This window comes from bacterium (assembly GCA_030654305.1).
GTDB lineage: Bacteria > Krumholzibacteriota > Krumholzibacteriia > LZORAL124-64-63 > LZORAL124-64-63 > PNOJ01.
The window spans coordinates 1-3,740 of the sequence record JAURXS010000523.1 but is presented as its reverse complement, the minus strand read 5'-3'; the positions used below and the strand labels follow the sequence as shown (position 1 = coordinate 3,740).

Here is a 3,740-nt window from a genome sequence, read left to right as displayed (position 1 = left end):
GTGCCCGTGGCGGCGCGGACGGCGGCCGATTCGGCCGCCTTCAGGGGCGCCGCCCCCGCCTTGACCACCACCAGGGAGTTGTTGCCGCCGAAGCCGTCGGACTCGACCGCGGCGTTGCCGGGGTCCTGCTGCCAGTTGCCGTCGACCACGAACTTGTACTGGTGGTTGCCGGGGGCCAACGGGACCACGGCGCTGTACGTGCCGTCGTTCTCGGGGTCGGTCAGGCGCAGGGCCGCGTCGCTCCAGCCGTTGAACGAGCCGGCCAGGAACACGTTCTGCACGCCCGAGATGACCGGCGTGTAGGTGAAGGTGACGTCGACCGGGGCGCCGCCGGCGGCGGGCGCGGGCACGGGCGTGGACACGGGCGCGGGCGCCGGCGCGACGGCGGCGCCGCCCGCACCCACGGTGATCACGGAGTTCTTGCCGCCGAAGCCGTCGTCGACGGCCTCGGGGTTCTGCGGGTCCTGCTTCCAGTTGCCGTCGACGACGAACTTGTACATGTAGCGGCCGGGGGCCAGCTCCACGTCGGCGGTGTAGACGCCGTCGCCGTCGGGATCGGTCAGGCCCTGACCGGTGGGATTCCAGCTGTTGAACTCGCCGGCGAGGAAGCAGCCGCCGACCTTGCCGCCGGCGTCGAAGGAGAACCGCGTCTTGCCGGCGGCGGCCGTTGCAACGGCGGCCGGCGCGACGGCGGCGGCAGGCTTCGCGGCCGCCACCCCCGTCCCCACCACGGCCACGGAGTTCTTGCCGCCGAAGCCGTCCTCGGCCGACTCGGTCGCCGCGGGATCCGCGAGCCAGTTGCCGTCGACCACGAACTTGTACATGTAGCGGCCGGGGGCCAGCGTCAGCGCCTTGGTGAAGGTGCCGTCGCCGTCGGGATCCTCCATGCGGTCGGCGGTTGGGTTCCAGCCGTTGAACTCGCCGGCCAGGAAGCAGGCGGCGCCCTTGCCGGCGTTGTGCGAGAACACGGTCGTCCCTGCGGTCGTACCTGCGAGCGTGCCCGCCGGCGCGGCCGCCACCGCCGTCGCGACGGGAGTCGCCTTCAGGCCGGCCGGCGCTTCGCCGCCGCCCGCGGTCAGCTTGGCGGCCCCGGCCGGCACGACCACGACCGAATTCTGCCCGCCGTAGCCGTCGTCCTTGCCGTCGGGGTTGGTCGGGTCCTGACGCCAGGCGCCGTCGACCACGAACTTGTACTCGTAGGTCCCCTCGTCCAGGGGCACCACGACGGCCCACACGCCGCCGCCGGTGTCCTTCAGGGCCAGATCGAAGGCCTTCCAGCCGTTGAAGCTGCCGGCCAGGGTGACCTCCTTGGCGCCGGGGGCGCGGTGGACGAAGGTCACGTCGGCGGCGGGCAGCGAGCCGGCCGCCAGAACGATGCCGGCCAGCAGGACGGCGAGCGACGACAGCAGGGGACGATGGCGCATGATGATCTCCCGGTTGGCGGCGCAGGTGCGCGACGGGGGTCTCCCCCGCCTGGCGATCGCGCCGGAAATGGTCCAAGACGTGGAGAGTAACACGCGCCGCGGCGGCGTCAAGGGGGCCTGTCGGCCGGTCGGAGGCGACTGGGAGCCCGCTCGTATTTGTGTTATCATTACATGAACTTCGACCCATCCGACGGGAGTCCCATGAAAGCGCTGCGGTCCCTGCTGGTCTGGTCTGCCCTGCTCGCGACGGCCCTGCTGCTGCACGGCTGCACGAGCGATCGGCCCGTCGCTCCGGGGGGCGCCGAGGAGGCGGCCCCGCTGACGTCTTCCTCGATGGTCCAGGCCCAGCCCGACAGCTTCGTCCTGCGCGTCTACGCCGCCGATTCGGTCCACCTCGCCGGCGCCTTCAACGGCTGGGCCACCCAGAACGCGGCCTACGCCTTCGTCCCCGACGGCGACGGCGTCACCTGGCGCTACGGCACCGACCTGCCGGCGGGCGTGCAGGCCTACAAGTTCGTCCTGCGCAAGGGCGGCGTGGTCACCTGGCTGACCGACCCCATGGCCCCCGAGGTCCAGGCCGGCGGCGATCCCGCGCAGGCCAACGCCCTGTACGGGCGGACCCTGCCGTCGATCCGCGACCTGGCGACCCCGGTCGACCGCACCAAGCTGGTCATCTACGAGATCGCCCCGAACGACTTCTCGGCCGCCGGCACCTTCGCCGGCATCATCAGCGGCCTGGACGCCGGGCCCAACCTGGTGGACCTGGGCGTCAACGCCGTCGAGCTGATGCCCGTCAACGCCCCCTCGTACAATGGCTGGGGCTACGACCCGGTGCTGTACGCCGCCCCCAACCCCGCCTACGGCACGCCCTACTTCTTCGCCCTGCTGGTGGACCGCTGCCACGAGCGCGGCATGGCGGTCATCCTGGACGTCGTGCTGAACCACCAGGCCGGCGGCGGCATCCTGCGGCAGCTGGACACCTTCGCCGGGACCTACCACTTCACCACGACCGAGTCGAACCCCTGGGGCATGGTCGAGCTGAACTGGAGCGACCCCGCCCTGAAGGCCCACGTCCGCGACGCGATGCTGCACTGGGTCGACACGTACAAGGTGGACGGGTTCCGCTTCGACTACGTGGCCGGCGAGGGCTGGGCCACCTGGGAGTACCTGCGCGACGAGCTGCGCGCCGCGCGCCCGGACCTGCTGCTGATCGGCGAGGATTTCCGCTACCCCAACGAGGGCAACTCGGTCACCCACGGCTACGACGCCCAGTGGGGCGGCAACCACACCGACGCCTGGGGCGGCGGCGGCAACAACTTCCTGCAGGTGATGTCCACGAACCTGACCCAGAACGGCTTCGCCTGGCGCGGCTCGACCGCGATCAGCCTCGGCTGCTGGAGCTTCGGCTGCCGCAACATGTGGGCCTCGGCCAACGTGATCGGCGCCAACAGCCAGTACGACGGCGTCAACGGCGACGGCTTCAGCGACGTGAAGTCCCTCGAGACGCACGACGAGAACCGCATCGCCTGGGCCGTGGACACCTACGGCTCGGTCGACGCGCAGGCGGTGGGCGGGCGTCAGAAGTCGGAGCTGGGCGCCTTCGCCCTCTTGACCAGCGTCGGCATCCCGATGCTCTACAACGGCCAGGAGATCGGCTGCGACGAGTTCCGCCCGAGCGACCCGACCACCTACAAGATCGACTGGACCACCGGCGACCAGTCCCTGCGTTCCGTCTACCGCAACCTCATCCGGCTGCGCCGCGACGAGGCCGCCCTGGCCTCCGAGCGCACCTGGTTCACCTGGCGCGCCGCCGACGCCGACCACTACGACCGCACGCTCTGCTACTGGCGCGGCGGGGCCGTGTCGTCGCAGGCGGAGATCGTCGTGGCCCTGAACTTCGACCACAACGACCACACCTGGCCGGTGGCCTTCCCGGCGAACGGGATCTGGCAGCGATTCCATCCGGAGACCGGAGCGTGGGAGGCGGTCGAGATCACGGGGAACCAGCTCGTGCTCGCGCAGCCGGCTTCTTCGGGGGCGTTGTGGCGCAAGGCGGACGGTATGACCGGAGTGCCCGAGTAGGCGGCGCCTGAGTAGGCACGGTGACGGGGGACGCGCTCCGGGCACCTCGTGTGCCCGGAGCGCTTGACTTACGGGCTCCTGCGCCCTCCTGGCGCAGGAGCCCTTCAGTAACCCCCGTCACCGTGCCTACTCAGGCTCGAGACAGGGTGTTCGGTGATTTGGACATCATCTGATCAGCGAGAACATGGCTGCCAAATTGCGTTCTGAGACGGTGCACTTGGCGACGTAGCGGCC

2 protein-coding genes are annotated in these 3,740 nt (G+C 70.8%); one reads left to right on the top strand and one right to left on the bottom strand.

Features of this window, described 5'->3' with window-relative positions; genetic code table 11:
- Positions 1–1,424, bottom strand: a 1,424-nt coding sequence (locus tag Q7W29_14730; protein MDO9173077.1) for a glycogen-binding domain-containing protein, incomplete at its 3' end; no start/stop codon positions are given.
- Between the two features lie 201 nt (positions 1,425–1,625).
- On the opposite strand from Q7W29_14730, the gene Q7W29_14725 reads away from it, so the two are divergent.
- Positions 1,626–3,506, top strand: a complete 1,881-nt coding sequence (locus tag Q7W29_14725; protein ID MDO9173076.1) for an alpha-amylase family glycosyl hydrolase — start codon at positions 1,626–1,628, stop codon at positions 3,504–3,506.
- Positions 3,507–3,740 lie beyond the last annotated feature (234 nt).